Source organism: Mycobacterium terramassiliense, from assembly GCF_900157385.1.
GTDB classification, from domain to species: Bacteria; Actinomycetota; Actinomycetes; order Mycobacteriales; family Mycobacteriaceae; genus Mycobacterium; species Mycobacterium terramassiliense.
The window spans coordinates 1,070,020-1,084,469 of sequence record NZ_LT717701.1 but is presented as its reverse complement, the minus strand read 5'-3'; the positions used below and the strand labels follow the sequence as shown (position 1 = coordinate 1,084,469).

General features: G+C 68.9%; 14 protein-coding genes. 6 read left to right on the top strand and 8 right to left on the bottom strand.

What is annotated here, in order from left to right; genetic code table 11:
• Positions 1-2: 2 nt before the first annotated feature.
• On the bottom strand, positions 3-560 hold the full coding sequence (locus tag MTAB308_RS19830; protein WP_077101431.1) for a TetR/AcrR family transcriptional regulator: 558 nt from the start codon (positions 558-560) through the stop codon (positions 3-5).
• 91 nt (positions 561-651) lie between these two features.
• Between MTAB308_RS19830 and MTAB308_RS19825 the strand changes: the two genes are divergently transcribed.
• Positions 652-1,098, top strand: coding sequence for a DoxX family protein (locus tag MTAB308_RS19825; protein ID WP_066916046.1), 447 nt, complete (start codon positions 652-654; stop codon positions 1,096-1,098).
• Here MTAB308_RS19825 and MTAB308_RS19820 read toward each other — a convergent pair.
• Both MTAB308_RS19820 and MTAB308_RS19815 read right to left on the bottom strand, forming a co-directional pair.
• Positions 1,027-3,189 carry a S9 family peptidase gene (locus tag MTAB308_RS19820; RefSeq protein ID WP_077101430.1) on the bottom strand — a complete coding sequence of 721 codons (2,163 nt, stop codon included), beginning with the start codon at positions 3,187-3,189 and terminating at the stop codon, positions 1,027-1,029. The two genes, MTAB308_RS19825 and MTAB308_RS19820, sit on opposite strands and share 72 nt — an antisense overlap.
• A complete protein-coding gene (locus MTAB308_RS19815) occupies positions 3,186-4,079 on the bottom strand; it encodes a phosphoribosylaminoimidazolesuccinocarboxamide synthase (RefSeq protein ID WP_066916050.1) in 894 nt (297 codons plus the stop codon). Before MTAB308_RS19815 ends, MTAB308_RS19820 begins: the two co-directional genes overlap by 4 nt.
• Before the next feature lie 41 nt (positions 4,080-4,120).
• Between MTAB308_RS19815 and MTAB308_RS19810 the strand changes: the two genes are divergently transcribed.
• Positions 4,121-4,750, top strand: a complete 630-nt coding sequence (locus tag MTAB308_RS19810; RefSeq protein WP_077101429.1) for a hypothetical protein — start codon at positions 4,121-4,123, stop codon at positions 4,748-4,750.
• A 72-nt stretch (positions 4,751-4,822) separates the two neighbouring features.
• Here MTAB308_RS19810 and MTAB308_RS19805 read toward each other — a convergent pair whose 3' ends face one another.
• Both MTAB308_RS19805 and purB read right to left on the bottom strand, forming a co-directional pair.
• Entirely contained in the window at positions 4,823-6,070 is a 1,248-nt protein-coding gene (locus tag MTAB308_RS19805) for a cytochrome P450 (protein WP_066916054.1), read from the bottom strand.
• The gene (gene purB / locus MTAB308_RS19800) at positions 6,067-7,485 is read right to left on the bottom strand and encodes an adenylosuccinate lyase (protein WP_077101427.1); all 1,419 of its coding nucleotides are present in this window, start codon (positions 7,483-7,485) and stop codon (positions 6,067-6,069) included. The genes MTAB308_RS19805 and purB overlap by 4 nt, the downstream gene beginning before the upstream one ends.
• Before the next feature lie 104 nt (positions 7,486-7,589).
• Between purB and MTAB308_RS19795 the strand changes: the two genes are divergently transcribed.
• Positions 7,590-8,324: a DUF429 domain-containing protein gene (locus tag MTAB308_RS19795; protein ID WP_077104552.1), complete on the top strand. Its 735-nt coding sequence runs from the start codon at positions 7,590-7,592 to the stop codon at positions 8,322-8,324.
• Positions 8,325-8,328: 4 nt separating this feature from the next.
• On the opposite strand, the gene MTAB308_RS19790 is transcribed toward MTAB308_RS19795, so the two are convergent.
• On the bottom strand, positions 8,329-8,946 hold the full coding sequence (locus MTAB308_RS19790; protein WP_066916058.1) for a TetR/AcrR family transcriptional regulator: 618 nt from the start codon (positions 8,944-8,946) through the stop codon (positions 8,329-8,331).
• A 61-nt stretch (positions 8,947-9,007) separates the two neighbouring features.
• Between MTAB308_RS19790 and MTAB308_RS19785 the strand changes: the two genes are divergently transcribed.
• Positions 9,008-9,925 carry an alpha/beta hydrolase-fold protein gene (locus MTAB308_RS19785; protein ID WP_077101426.1) on the top strand — a complete coding sequence of 306 codons (918 nt, stop codon included), beginning with the start codon at positions 9,008-9,010 and terminating at the stop codon, positions 9,923-9,925.
• A 10-nt stretch (positions 9,926-9,935) separates the two neighbouring features.
• Entirely contained in the window at positions 9,936-11,519 is a 1,584-nt protein-coding gene (locus MTAB308_RS19780; RefSeq protein ID WP_077101424.1) for a gamma-glutamyltransferase family protein, read from the top strand.
• Here the strand turns inward: MTAB308_RS19780 and purD are convergent.
• Positions 11,516-12,784 (bottom strand): phosphoribosylamine--glycine ligase, encoded by a 1,269-nt coding sequence (purD, locus tag MTAB308_RS19775; protein ID WP_077101422.1) that lies wholly within the window; start codon positions 12,782-12,784, stop codon positions 11,516-11,518. The genes MTAB308_RS19780 and purD overlap by 4 nt on opposite strands.
• A 24-nt stretch (positions 12,785-12,808) precedes the next feature.
• A complete protein-coding gene (locus MTAB308_RS19770; protein WP_077101420.1) occupies positions 12,809-13,216 on the bottom strand; it encodes a MarR family winged helix-turn-helix transcriptional regulator in 408 nt (135 codons plus the stop codon).
• An 82-nt stretch (positions 13,217-13,298) separates the two neighbouring features.
• Between MTAB308_RS19770 and MTAB308_RS19765 the strand changes: the two genes are divergently transcribed.
• Complete coding sequence (locus MTAB308_RS19765; RefSeq protein WP_077101418.1) at positions 13,299-14,384, top strand: aldo/keto reductase; 1,086 nt, start codon at positions 13,299-13,301, stop codon at positions 14,382-14,384.
• The last annotated feature ends 66 nt before the right edge of the window (positions 14,385-14,450 follow it).

Sequence of the window (14,450 nt, the reverse complement as noted above, 5' to 3'; positions counted from 1 at the left end):
GCTCACCCCTCGAACAGCATCGCCGCGATCCGCGCGACCGTGTCCATCGGATCGGTCTGCCTGATGTGGACGTTGACCGCGTCGTTGAGCCACAGCGTAGAGAACCCGTGCACCAGTGACCACGCCGCGAGTTGAGCGCCCGCGGGGTCGGCCCGCGCGTTGGGGTCCCGCAGGGTCGCGACGCCGCGGGAAAGCTCGGCCCCGGCGGCGGCCTCGGCCGCGGCCAGTTCGGTGTCGGCCGCGTCCAGCAGCGACTTGTTGAACATCACCTGGTAGTGGCCGGGGTGCTCGAGGGCGAACCGCACGTAGGCGAGGGCCGCGTCGGCGAAGCGGCCACGAGCATTCGCCAGCGCCTCGGCCAGCAGCTGGAATCCCTGGGTCGCCAGCGCGGTGAACAAGCCCCGCCGATCGGTGAAGTGATGGGCCGGGGCGGCGTGCGACACGCCCGCGCTGCGCGCCAACTCGCGCAACGAGACCCCGTCCGCGCCCCATTCGGCGACCAGGCGGCCCGCCTCGGCGAGGATCACCGCGCGCAGGTCGCCGTGGTGGTAGCGGTTCACGCCGCCAGCATACCGACCGAACTTGACAGTGACTAGATAGGTGCTATCTTCGAGTGCTACAATCTTGTCACTGTCTAGATTGGAATGTCAGATGGCCCCGTTGATCACGCTGCTCCTGAGCACCATCGCCGCCCGCAGCATCGGGGCGCTCGGCGTCGCCTACGTCAACAACTGGACCGCCGCGATCGCCGTCGGGCTGGCGGCGATGTTCCTGCTGACCGGCTTTTCGCACTTCGCGCCGCCGCTGCGGCGGGATCTCGTCGCGATCGTGCCGCCCCGCCTGCCCGCTCCCGGCTACCTCGTGACGTTCACCGGCCTGCTGGAGTTGCTGGGCGCCGTGGGCCTGTTGGTTCCCGCGACCCGGGTGGCGGCCGCCGTCTGCCTCGTAGTGCTGATGCTGGCCATGTTCCCGGCCAATGTCTATGCGTCCCGGATGCCAGATCCGCCCAAATCGATGACGACCCGGCTACCCCTGCGGACGGCCATCCAGGTTGTCTTCCTGGCCGCCGCCATAGCGGTCGCGGTCGGCCGCGGCTAGCAGCCACGCGTACTGGAAAGCGGTTTCCTGCCAGGCCTTGTAACGACCGCTGACGCCGCCGTGTCCCGCATTCATCTGCGTCTTCAACAAGACCGGGTTGCCGTCGGTGTTGGCATGCCGCAGCGCCGCAACCCACTTGGCCGGCTCCACGTAATACACGCGGGTGTCGTTCAGGGACGTCATCGCCAGGATGGCCGGATACCTCTTGGCCTCGACATTCTCGTAGGGCGAATACGACTTCATGTACGAGTAGACATCGCTGTCGCTCAACGGGTTTCCCCACTCGTCCCACTCGGTGACGGTCAGCGGCAAGGACGGGTCGAGGATGGTGGTCAGCGGGTCGACGAAGGGGACCTGCGCGAGGATGCCGGCGAAGAGATCCGGTGCCAGGTTGGCCACCGCACCCATCAGGAGACCGCCGGCGCTACCGCCGAGCGCGACCAGCTGGTGCGGCCGGGTCAGACCTGAGTCCACCAAGTGCCTTGCCACCGCGACGAAGTCGGTGAAGGTGTTCTTCTTTGCCAGCAGCTTGCCGTGCTCATACCACAGCCGGCCCATCTCGCCACCGCCACGTACGTGGGCGATGACGAAGACCATGCCGCGGTCCAGCAGCGACAATCGGGCGATCGAAAAGCTCGGGTCGGTGCACAGCTCGTAGGCGCCGTAACCGTACAGCATTGTGGGCGCAGGGAATTCGACGTCGGCGCGATGCACGATCGACACGGGGATCTCGGTGCCGTCGTCCGCCTGCGCCCAGTCGCGCCGTTCGATGTAGTCGGCGGGCCGGTAGCCGCCCAGGACGGGTTGCTCGCGCAGCAGCGTCCGCTCACCGGTGGCGAGGTCGACGTCGTAGATCTGCGCCGGGGTCACCAGAGATCCGGCCCTGATCCGCAGCTTGGGCGAATCCCAGTTGGGATTGCCGCCCAACCCGCACGACATCAACTCGGAGTCGAACGAGATTTCCTCGGGCTTGCCGTAGGTCCCGTCGGACCCGAAGGGCCACAACTGGACTCGCGGCAACGCCGCGCGCCGGTAACTCACCACCAGCTGACCGGCGAAGGCGTCCACGGCGTCGAGCCGGACATCGTCACGGTGCGGGATCAGGGTGCGCTGGCGCGTCGGATCGCTGACCGGGGCCTCGGTGAGCGTGAAGTTCACGGCCCCGTCGTTGTGCAGGATCAGGAATCGGTCCTGTCCACCGATGACGGCGTGCTCGGCCGAATACTCGATTCCTTCGCGGCGGGGCAGCACGACGGTGAACGTCGCGTCCGGGTCGGCGGCGTCCGCGTAACGCATCTCGGTGGTGATAGACGACCCCGAGGCGATGAACACGTACTTCTCGCTTCGGGTGAGCCCCACCCCCAGCCAAAACCGTTCGTCGGCTTCGTGATACACCAGCTCCGGCGGCTCCCCCGAGCCGAGCCGGTACCGCCAGACTTTGTCGGGACGGTGGGCCGCGTCCAGGGTCAGGTAGTACACGGTGCGGTGATCGGCCGCCCAGGTCGCTCCCGCCGCGATGTCCGCGATCTCGTCGGGGTACGGCTGCCCGGTGCGTAAGTCCTTGAACCGCAGGGTATAGCGTTCGTCGCCGACGGTGTCGACGGAGTATGCCAGCAGGTTCCCGTCCAGGCTGACCATCGCGGCGCCCAGTGCAAAGAATTCGTGGCCCTCGGCCTCCGCGTTCGAGTCGAGCAGAACCTGCTCGCCGGGGATTTCGGTGTCCTCGTCGAGGATCGGCGGATCCCAGTCATCAGGATCGGTGACCGGGCACCGGCACTGGACGCGGTACTGCTTGCCTTCGAAGGTGCGGGCGTAGTACCACCAGTCACCCTGCCGGGTCGGTACCGACAGGTCGGTCTCCTTGGTGCGCGACTTGATCTCGTCGAAGATCTGCTGCCGCAACGGTTCCAGGTGGGCCGTCATCCGGTCGACGTAGTCGTTCTCGGCCTCCAGGTAGCCGATGACCTCGGGATCGGCCTTGTCGCGCAGCCATTCGTACGGGTCGATGAAGACGTCGCCGTGATGTTCGCGCCGGGTATCGACCCGCTTCGCGACCGGTGGCACCAGCGCTTCCAGCGATGCCTCCGTCATGCGCCCGGGCCGATCCAGCCGCCGAAGCTCAAGCCGGAAATGCGTTCGTAAGCCTCGATATAACGGCTTCGGGTGGCGTCTATGATGTCGTCGGGCAGCGGTGGCGGGGGTTGCGAACCGTGCCGGTCCCAGCCGGACTCCGGGCTGGTCAACCAGTTGCGCACGAACTGCTTGTCGAAACTGGTCTGCACCACACCCGCCCGGTAGTCCTGGGCGGGCCAGTACCGAGAGGAATCCGGGGTGAAGATCTCGTCGGCCAGCAGCAGGTTGCCGCCCGCGTCGGTGCCGAACTCGAACTTGGTGTCCGCGATGATGATTCCCCTCCTCAGCGCGTGGTCGGCGGCCTGAACATAGATCTGCAGCGTGCGGTCGCGCAACTGGTTGGCGCGCACCGCACCCACCATCTCGATCACCCGGGCGAACGAGATGTTCTCATCGTGGTCGCCCAGCGCCGCTTTCGTTGCCGGAGTGAATATCGGGGTGGCGAACCTGCTGGCCTCCACCAGACCCGGGGGCAGCGGGATGCCGCAGACCTGGCCGGTCGCCTGGTAGTCCAGCAGCCCCGACCCGGTCAGGTAACCGCGGGCCACACATTCCACCGGGAGCATCTCCAACCGCCGCACCACCAGCGCGCGGCCAAGCACCTCGTCGGGGATGCGCGGGTCGTCGGGCGGCCCGGCCAGGTGGTTGGGGGCCTCGACGAGGCCGAAGAAGAACACGCTCATCGCGGTCAGTATCCGGCCCTTGTCCGGGATGGTGCTGTCCAGGACGTAGTCGTATGCGGAGATCCGGTCGGTCGCCACCAGCAGCAGGTGCTCGTCGCCGACGCGGTAGATTTCCCGGACCTTGCCGCTGGCCACATGCTCGTAGTCGGACAGTGCTGGACGCATCGGGTCAGCCTATCGGGCGGCCCTGTGCTGGGATCGAGGCTATGACGTCGCTGCCATTGCGGATCCTGCCCTACGCCACCACGCCCGGCCGGCTGGCCGCCCAACTTTTCAGCGATTTCGCCATCTTTTTGTGGTCGGTGATCTGGCTGCTCGTCGGCACGGCCGTCTACGACGCCATCTCGACGATCGCCGAGGCCGGCCGGCAGGTCGAGGTCGGCGCCAACGGCATCGCCGGCAATCTGGCATCGGCGGGCCAAGGTGCGCAGCACATTCCGGTGGTCGGGGACGCGGTCAGCAAGCCGCTCGTCTCCGCCAGCGCGGCCGCTCTGGACATCGCGGGGGCCGGACACAGCCTTGACACCACGGCGGGCGGGCTGGCGGTGCTGCTGTCGCTGGCCGTCGTCGCGGTGCCGCTGCTCATCGTGGTCGTCCCGTGGCTGTTCCTGCGGCTGCGGTTCTTCCGGCGCAAGTGGACCGTCACCGGGCTGGCCGCGACCCCGGCCGGCGAACAGCTCCTGGCGCTGCGGGCCCTGACGAACCGGCCGCCGCGCAAGCTGGCCGCGATCAGCGCGGATCCGGTCGGCGGGTGGCGCCACGAGGATCCCGTCACGATCCGGGCGCTGGCCGCGCTGGAGCTGAGGGCGGCCGGGATCGCGCTGCGCACGGGCTGACCGGATTCAGGGCACGAGCGCAGCAGCCCGGCTATGCGCCGGGTGAGGGCTCGGCATCGGCGAGCCGGGTGGTCACGGTCCCTCGATCAGCTCCACGACCAGGTGCCGGATGCCGGTGTGCCGATTGCTGCGGGTCCATTCGACTGGCCGCGCGACCCGCACGGCGGAAAAGCGCGTCAACAGCTCCTCGAACAGCACCCGCAGTTCCAGCCGGGCCAGATTGGCACCCAGGCAGTAGTGCACACCTTGGCCGAAGCCCAAGTGGGGGTTGGGTTTCCGGACGATATCGAATTCGTCGGGGTGGTCGAACACGTCGGCGTCCCGGTTGGCGGAACCCTCCCAGATCTGAACCTTCTGACCCGCCCGAATCGATTGTCCGCCGAGGGTGACGTCGCGTGTGGCGGTGCGCCGCTTCGACGGCGACGGCGACGTCCACCGCACCATCTCCTCCACCGCCGTGGGCAGCGGGCCGAAATCCGAACGCAGCGCGCGCAATTGCCCTGGGTGGTCGGCCAACGCCAGCAGGCCGCCGGCGACGGCGTTGCGCGTCGTCTCCGCGCCCGCGCTGAAAAGCAGGCTGAAGAACAGGTACAGCTCGAGATCGGAAAGCGCCGGCGCGTTTTCGTCGTCGACCGTGGCGTTCGCGACCACGGACAGCATGTCGTCGGTCGGCTCGGCGCGCTTGGCCGCGATCAGCTCCTGGCCGTAGGCGTACATCCGCGACCCGGCGTCTGCGTCGGACAGCTGCGAAAGGGCCGCCTTGCGGGAGCCGCCGAAGTCGAACTGCGGCTCGATGGCCTGGAACAGCCAATGCCGTTCGGATTCCGGCACTCCCAGCAGGATGCAGATCATCTGCATGGGCAGTTCGGCGGCGATGTCGACAAGGAAGTCGAACGGTTCGCCCGGCACCACCGCGTCGAGCAGCCGGCGCGCCCGGGACCGCAGATCGTCCTCGACGAGGCCGATCATCCGCGGCGTCAGCCCGGAGCTGACGAGGCGCCGGATCTGCGAGTGCCGGGGGTCGTCCATCATGTTGAGCACCTGGCCCGCGATGGCCAGGTCCTGCAACAGCGTGCCGCCGAACGGGCGCTTACCGCCGGTGACCGAGGAGAAGGTCACCGGATCTTTCAGCACCGCAAGCGTTTCCGAGTAGGAGGCGACGGACCAGAAGCCCTCGCCGTCCGGGGTGTTGTCGGTCGGCTCGTGCCAATACACCGGCGCCTCGCGCCGATGGACGGCGAACAGGTCATGCGGAAATCCGTTGGCGAAGTTGTCCAGGTCGGTGAAGTCGATCCCCGAAAGCGCGCCGGCGAGCGTCACAGGATCGCACCCGGAGTGTATTTCGCCGCCTCCGGATAGCGGCTCACCAACGCATCCACCATCGCGGCCACCTCGTCCACCTGGTCACCGGCGGCCCCGGTGAAAGACTTCTTGTCGGCCAGCGCGGCGTCCAGCGCCGCGCGATCCAGCGGCAGCCGCTCGTCGGCGGCCAACCGCTCGAGCAGGTCGGGCTCGGCGCCGCGCTCGCGCATGGCCAGCGCCGTCGCGACCGCGTGTTCGGAGATCACATGGTGCGCCGCCTCGCGCCCCATGCCGGCGCGCACCGCGGCGATCAGCACCTTGGTGGTGGCGAGGAACGGCAGGTAGCGGTCCAGCTCGCGGGTGATCACCGCCGGGTAGGCGCCGAACTCGTCGAGCACCGTCAAGAACGTCTCGATCTGCCCATCGATGGCAAAGAAGCTGTCCGGCAACGCGACTCGGCGCACCACGGAACAGAACACGTCGCCCTCGTTCCACTGCGCGCCGGCCAGCTCGGCGGCCATCGAGGCGTAGCCGCGCAGCACCACCTGCAGCCCGTTGACCCGCTCGCAACTGCGGGTGTTCATCTTGTGCGGCATCGCCGACGAGCCCACCTGCCCCGGCGCGAAACCCTCGGTGACGAGTTCGTGCCCGGCCATCAGCCGGATGGTGTGGGCCATCGACGACGGTCCGGCGCCGAGCTGCACCAGCGCCGAGAGCACGTCGTGGTCCAGCGAGCGTGGATATACCTGGCCGACGCTGGTCAAAACCGTTGCAAAGTCGAGAAACTCGGCCACGCGTCCCTCGAGTTCGGACAGCTTGGCGACATCGCCGTCCAGCAGGTCCAGCATGTCCTGCGCGGTGCCCATCGGGCCCTTGATCCCCCGCAGCGGGTAGCGGTCGATCAACTCCCCCAGCCTGGTCAACGCGATCAGCGTCTCCTGGGCCGCGGAGGCGAACCGCTTGCCCAACGTGGTGGCCTGCGCGGCGACGTTGTGGCTGCGCCCGGCCATCACCAGATCGCGGTAGCCCACCGCCCGCTCGGCGAGCCGCGCGACGACCGCAATGCCGTGGGAGAACACCAGTTCCAGCGATCGCCGGACCTGGAGCTGCTCGACGTTCTCGGTGAGGTCGCGGCTGGTCATTCCCTTGTGCACATGCTCGTGGCCGGCCAGGGCGTTGAATTCCTCGATGCGGGCCTTCACGTCGTGGCGCAGCGCCCGTTCACGGTTGCCGATCGAGGCCAGGTCGACGCGGTCGAGCACCCGCTCGTAATCGGCGATCGCCTCGGGGGGAACGTCCACTCCCAGCTCGGCCTGGGCCCGCAGCACCGCCAGCCACAGCCGCCGCTCCGCGACGACCTTGGCCTCCGGCGACCAGATCGCGACCATTTCCGCGCTGGCGTACCGGGCGGCCAGGACGTTCGGAATGCTCACAAGCACACAGCTTACGGTTCGCCCGGCGGCGCGAAAGTGCGACTGGCGACGCATCCGCCGGGTGGCGACGCCGGTAGTTGCACTTTCGCGGCACAATGTGGCGGGTGTACTTCGCCGGCGTCGACCTGGCGTGGGCCGGCCGCAACCCCACCGGTGTCGCGGTGCTCGACGCCGACGGCCGCCTGGTTCACCTGTGCGCCGTGCGCGACGACGCGGCGGTGCTGGCCGCCCTGTCGCCCTACGTCCGCGACGAATGCCTGGTCGCCTTCGACGCGCCGCTGGTGGTGACCAATCCGACGGGCAACCGGCCCGCCGAGGCGGCCCTCAACCGTGACTTCCGCCGGTTCGAAGCCGGAGCGCACCCGGCCAACACCGGTAAACCCGAATTCGCCGACGGCCCACGCGGGGGCCGGCTGGCCGCGGCGCTGGGCCTCGATCTCGATCCGCGGTCGCCGGCCGGGCGCCGCGCCATCGAGGTCTACCCGCACGCGGCAACCGTCGCGCTGTTCCGGTTGGAGCGGACGCTGAAATACAAGGCGAAGCCCGGCCGCACCGTCGACGGGCTCAAGTCCCAGCTCCTGCTGCTGATGGACGGCGTCGAAAAGCTCGCCGATGCCGCGGTCCCACTGCATGTCGCGGGCCATGACGGCTGGGCGGGGCTGCGTCGGCAGGTCGTCGCGGCGCAACGCAAGAGCGAGCTGCGCCGCGCCGAAGATCCCGTCGACGCCGTCGTCTGCGCGTACGTGGCCCGGTACTTCCAGCGCTGCCCGGCCGCGGTCACGATCTATGGCGACTTCGCCACCGGATACATCGTGACGCCGTCGCTGCCGTGCTCCTAGCGGTTCAGATCTGCACCGGCCGCGGATCGATGGGCGCGAGCACGTCGACGAGCTCGACCACCGTGCCCAACGCGGCCGCGACGGGATCCGCGCCCTCTACCAGCGCGGAGACCACGCAACCGTCCACCGCGCAGATCAGCGTGTACACCAGCTCGATCCGCACGGACCGGCCGGATCGTTCGAGGGCCTCCGCCACGGCCTCGGCGCGCTGGCGCAGGCTGCGACGCATCGTCTCGCGCAACGCGGGCAACCGGGTGCAGGCGATGTGCCGCTCGTAACGGGAGATCAGCTGCTCGGTGAGCGCCGGATCGGACAGATCCCCCACCAGCAGGTCGACCAGCACCTCGGCGGTGGTCTCCGGTCCCCGGCGACGCCGGGACAACGCGTTGACCCGCGCCCGAAGCTGGGCGATCTCGATCATCCCGATGTGTTCGACGGCGCGCGCGATCAAATCGTCCAGCGACGAGAAGTAGTAGGTGGTCGAGGCCAACGGCAGGCCCGCCCGCCGGGCGACCGCCCGGTGGCGCACCGCTTCGAAGCCGCCCTCGGCAAGCAGCTCGGCGGCGGCGCTCACGAGCGCATACCGTCGACGTTCTCCCTTTGGAGTAACAGCTGCCGTCACGAGTAGCCATGGTGCCAGCAAAAGTGGTACTCCATTGCCATTTTGACCAAACGACCGTGGCATGATGGCCCGCATGCCCGACTTGAGCCGCCGCGCCCTGCTCGGTCTGGGCGCCAGCGCGGCCGTCGGCGCCGCCGGCGCATACGCCCTGGACATCCTGCTAGAGCCCCGAACATCTCACGCCACGCCGGTGTCGGCGGCCGGCACCCGGGCGCCCTCAGCTCCGCCGCCCAGCGTGCCCCTTGAACCGGCGGCACCGGCCGCGCCCGCGCCGACCATGGTGACGGGCTCGTTTGTTTCGGCGGCGCGCGGCGGCATCAACACCAACTGGGCCATCGCCCGACCACCGGGACAGACCCAGGCGCTGCGATCGGTCATCGCCCTGCACGGGAAGGGCAGCGATGCGGCCACCGTGATGGCCGGCGGCGTCGAGCAGGGGCTGGCCCAGGCCGTCAGCGCCGGGCTGCCGCCGTTCGCGGTGGTGGCCGTCGACGGGGGCGGCGGTTATTGGCACAAGCGGGCGTCGGGCGAGGACGCCGGGGCCATGGTGCTGGACGAGCTGATCCCGATGCTGGGCGGCCAGGACCTGGACACCTCACGGGTCGCGTTCCTGGGCTGGTCGATGGGCGGCTACGGCGCGCTGCTGCTGGGCGGGCGGCTCGGGCCCGCGCGCACCGCCGCGATTTGCGCGGTGAGCCCGGCGCTGTGGATGTCCTCCGGGGCGGCCGCACCCGGCGCGTTCGACGGGCCCGACGACTTCGCGGCGAACTCGGTGTTCGGGATGCCGGCGCTGGCGTCGATACCGATCCGGGTGGATTGCGGCGACAGCGACCCGTTCTACGGGGCGACGAAGCAGTTCATCGCGCAACTGCCCAACCCGCCCGCGGGCGGTTTCTCACCCGGCGGGCACAACGCGGCGTTCTGGAGCTCGCAACTGCCGGCCGAGCTGACGTGGCTGGCGCCGCTGCTGACGGCCTAGTCTCGCGGAGGTGACCACACCTTTCGGCTGGAGCCTCCCGTACGCGTGGCCGCGAAAGCCGGTCCTCGCGGCCAATGTGGTGTGCACGTCGCAACCCCTCGCCGCCCAGGCGGGTCTGCGCATGCTCGCCGCGGGGGGCAGCGCCGTGGACGCCGCGATCGCCGCCGCCATCACCCTGACCGTGGTGGAGCCGGTGTCCAACGGCATCGGCTCGGACGCTTTTGCCATCGTCTGGGACGGCCGGCGGCTGCACGGGCTGAACGCCTCCGGCCGCTCCCCCACGGCCTGGACGCCGGAGTACTTCGGCGGCAACGCCGTTCCCGCGCTCGGCTGGAACTCGGTGACCGTGCCCGGCGCGGTGTCGGCGTGGGCGGAGCTGCACGCCAAGTTCGGCAAGCTTACGTTTGAGAAGCTGTTCGAGCCCGCGGTCTCCTATGGCCGCAACGGCTTTCTGGTGTCGCCGACGGTCGCGGAGCAATGGGCGGCCCAGGTGCCGCTGTTCAAGGACCAGCCGGGGTTCGCCGAGGCGTTCCTGCCCGGGGGGCGCGCGCCCAAACCCGGTGAGCTCTTCAGGTTTCCCGATCACGCGGCCACGCTCGAGCGGATCGCCGCGACCAACGGGGAGGCGTTCTACCGCGGGGACGTGGCCGCGAAACTGGAGGCACACGCGCTGGCCAACGGCGGGGCGATGCGCGCCGACGACCTCGCCGGGCACCGCGCCGACTGGGTGGGCACGATCGCGGCGGCCTACCGCGGGTACACGGTGCACGAGATACCGCCCAACGGCCAGGGGATCGTGGCACTCATCGCCCTGGGGATCCTGGAACACTTCGAGATGTCCTCGTGGCCGGCCGATTCCGCCGACAGCGTGCACCTGCAGATCGAGGCGGTGAAGCTGGCGTTCGCCGACGCGCAGGCCTACGTCGGCGACATCGATCACATGGCGCTGACTCCGGATCACCTGCTGGACAAGGAATATCTGCGGCACCGTGCCGCACTGATCGATCGGTCGCGGGCCAAGCCGGCGTCCGCGGGCACACCGCGAGGGGGCACCGTCTATCTGACCGCGGCCGACGCCGCCGGGGTCATGGTGTCGATGATCCAGTCCAACTACATGGGCTTCGGCTCCGGCGTGGTGGTGCCGGGCACCGGAGTGTCGCTGCAAAACCGAGGCGCGGATTTCGCTGTGGCCGAGGGACATCCGAACCGGGTCGGCCCCGGTAAGCGTCCGTACCATACCATCATCCCGGGGTTCGTCACTAAGGACGGCGCCCCGGTGATGAGCTTCGGGGTGATGGGCGGCACGATGCAGCCGCAGGGCCATGTGCAGGTGATAGTGCGCATCGCCGACCACGGCCAGAATCCGCAGGCGGCGTGCGACGGCCCGCGGTTCCGCTGGGTGCAGGGCACGCAGGTCAGCTGTGAACGGGGTTTCCCGGAGTCGACGCTCGACGAATTGCGGCGGCGCGGCCACGATCTGGTCGCCGTGGACGACTACAACCAATTCGGCAGCTGCCAAGCGATCTGGCGCCTCGACGACGGGTACCTGGCGGTCAGCGATCCACGCCGCGATGGCCTGGCTGCGGGGTTTTAGACGCTGACCTTTCCTTCCGCCGCCGCGAGGGCGATGTCGGTTCGGAAGTGGCTGCCGGGCAATCGAATCGAACCCAGGATTTCGTAGGCGTTCGCGCGGGCGGCGGACAGGTCGGCCCCGGTGCCCACCACGGATAACACCCGGCCGCCCGACGAGACGATCGCCCCGTCGTCGCGCCGCGCGGTTCCGGCGTGCAGCACGCCATCGGCTTCCGCGCCGACGACGACGTCGCCGACGCGGGGGCGCCCCGGGTAGTTTTCCGCCGCCAGCACCACCGCCACCGCGGCGCCTTCGCTCCAGCGCAGCCCGCCGAAATCGGCCAGCGCCCCGGTGCTCGCGGCATGCAGGAGCTGGCCAAGCGGCGACTCCAGCAGGGCCAGCACCGCCTGTGTCTCGGGATCCCCGAACCGGCAGTTGAATTCGACCACCGCGGGCCCTTTCGCGGTGATCGCCAGGCCGACGTAGAGCAAGCCGCTGAACGGGCAGCCGCGCCGAACCAGTTCGGCCGCAACGGGTTCGACGATCCGGCTGACGATCTGCCGGTACATTTCTTCGGGCAGCCACGCGAGCGGCGCGTAGGCGCCCATGCCGCCGGTGTTGGGCCCGGTGTCGCCGTCGCCGACCCGCTTGAAGTCCTGCGCCGGCAACAACGGCACCACGGTGGGGCCGTCGACCACGCAGAACAACGACACCTCGGGACCGTCGAGGAAAGACTCCAGCAGCACCGGGTGACCCGCCTCGAGCAGGCCGGCGGCGTGGGCGCGCGCCACGTCGCGATCGGGGGTGACCACCACCCCCTTGCCGGCGGCCAGGGCATCGTCTTTCACCACCCACGCCGGGTTGCCGGCCGGCGGGCCGAAGCGGTCCAGGGCCGCGTCCAAACGTGCCGGGCTGTCGACGATTTCGCTCGCGGCGGTGGGCACGCCGGCCGCCGCCATGACGTCCTTGGCGAACGCCTTGGAGCCCTCGATCCGGGCGGCGTCCTTGCCGGGTCCGAAGCAGGCGATGCCGGCGGCGCGCACGGCGTCGGCCACCCCCAGCACCAGCGGTACCTCGGGACCGATGACCACGAGGTCGGCGCGAACCTCGCGCGCCAACGCGACCACCGCTTCGCCCGAGGTGACGTCGACGTCGCGCTGCTCGGCCAGCCGGGCGGTGCCGGCGTTGCCGGGGGCAACGGCCAGCTCCGTGACCTGCGGATCCTTGCGCAACGCCAGCAGCAGCGCATGCTCACGGGCACCGGAACCGATCACCAGGACGCGCACGACACGTCAGACTAGCTGAGGCGTTCAGACAATTCGCTCCAGCAGGCCTTTCAGCTCTTTTTGCTGTGCGACGGTGAGACGGCCCAGCCGCTTGTTGAACTCCGCCGACAGCAGCGCGAGGCCGTCGGCGGCGGCTTTACGGCCGGCCGGCGTGAGCAGAAGCCGATGGCGTCGTAGATCGGCGGGGTCGATCTCGCGGCGCACCAACCCGGCCGCCTCGAGCCGTTTCAGGTAGACCGTCACCGTCGCCTTGGGCATGCTCAACGCCGCGGCCAATTCGGCGGGGTAGGGATGCTCGTCGATCTCGGCGAGCAGGAACAGCTCCTTGGACTCGAGGCCGAGCGCGCAGATTTCGGGCTCGGCGCACGCGATGACCGAGACCAGCACCCGGTAGTTCAGCGACCAGATTTTGGCCGCATCAACCGCTGACATCGACTTGCCAGATCGTTCAGTCGTGAACTAGTTTAGAACGGAACAAACGCATAATCGTACAATCTACCAGAAAGCGGCCGCCATGCCTCTGGATCAATACGTGACACTCGGACGCTCCGGCTTGCGCGTCAGCCCCCTGTGCCTCGGCGCGATGACGTTCGGCGAAGACCTCGGCTGGGGCACCAGTGTCGAAGAGTCCCAACAGATCATCGATCGGTACACCGACCTCGGCGGCAACTTCATCGACACCGCCAACTTCTACACCCGGAGCCACTCCGAGAAGATCATCGGCGACCACATCGGGCGCCACCCCGCCCGCCGCGATCGCCTGGTGGTCGCCACCAAGTTCAGCGGCAACCTGTATCCGGGCGATCCGAACGGAGGCGGCTCGGGCCGCAAGTCCCTGATCAGCGCCTGCGAAAACTCGCTACGGCGACTGCAAACCGATTACATCGACCTGTACTGGCTGCACATCTGGGACGCGAACACCCCGATCGAGGAGACCATGGCGGCACTCGACGACCTCGTCCGCGCGGGCAAGGTGCGCTACATCGGCGTTTCGGACACCCCGGCGTGGAAGATCGCCGAAGCCAACCTCGTCGCCCGGTTCCGCGGCTGGTCGGCATTCGTCGGGTTGCAGATCGAGTACTCGCTGCTCGAACGCGACGTCGAACAGGAACTGGTGCCGATGGCATCCGAATTCGGCCTCGGCATCACGCCGTGGTCGCCCCTGAAGGGCGGCGTGCTCAGCGGCAAGTACACCCGGGCCAATGCCGGCCGGAACGACGCCGACCGCGGCGCGATGGTCAACGCGTTCCTCAACGAGAAGACCTACGCGCTGATCGACGAACTCGAGGTCATCGCCAAGGCCCATGAGACGACCGTCGCCAGCGTGGCGCTCGCGTGGGTCAGGGCACAGCCCGCAGTCTCGTCCGTCATCATCGGGGCGCGCCGGCTCTCCCAGCTCGACGACAACCTCCGCGCCGTCGACGTGAGCCTCGGCGCGGACGAACTGGGCCGTCTCGACGCGCTGACAATGCCGAAATTTGGCTTCCCGCACAACATGCTGGAAATGGCACCGGGCATCCTCAACGGCGGAACGACGGTCAACGGCGTCTCCGCGCCGACCTCCGAGTATGTGATGCCCGCAGGCGGCCAACCCTACTGAGGTCCGTCATCACCGCGAGCAGACGCAAAATCGCACATTTTCGCCTCGAAGCACGCGATTCTGCGT

What these genes read in the sequence shown, in the direction of transcription:
- MTAB308_RS19825 (WP_066916046.1), top strand. Translation starts at nt 652, where the DNA reads ATGGCCCCGTTGATCACGCTGCTCCTGAGCACCATCGCCGCCCGCAGC.
- MTAB308_RS19820 (WP_077101430.1), bottom strand. Translation starts at nt 3,189, where the DNA reads ATGACGGAGGCATCGCTGGAAGCGCTGGTGCCACCGGTCGCGAAGCGG.
- MTAB308_RS19815 (WP_066916050.1), bottom strand. Translation starts at nt 4,079, where the DNA reads ATGCGTCCAGCACTGTCCGACTACGAGCATGTGGCCAGCGGCAAGGTC.
- MTAB308_RS19810 (WP_077101429.1), top strand. Translation starts at nt 4,121, where the DNA reads ATGACGTCGCTGCCATTGCGGATCCTGCCCTACGCCACCACGCCCGGC.
- MTAB308_RS19785 (WP_077101426.1), top strand. Translation starts at nt 9,008, where the DNA reads ATGATGGCCCGCATGCCCGACTTGAGCCGCCGCGCCCTGCTCGGTCTG.
- MTAB308_RS19770 (WP_077101420.1), bottom strand. Translation starts at nt 13,216, where the DNA reads ATGTCAGCGGTTGATGCGGCCAAAATCTGGTCGCTGAACTACCGGGTG.
- MTAB308_RS19765 (WP_077101418.1), top strand. Translation starts at nt 13,299, where the DNA reads ATGCCTCTGGATCAATACGTGACACTCGGACGCTCCGGCTTGCGCGTC.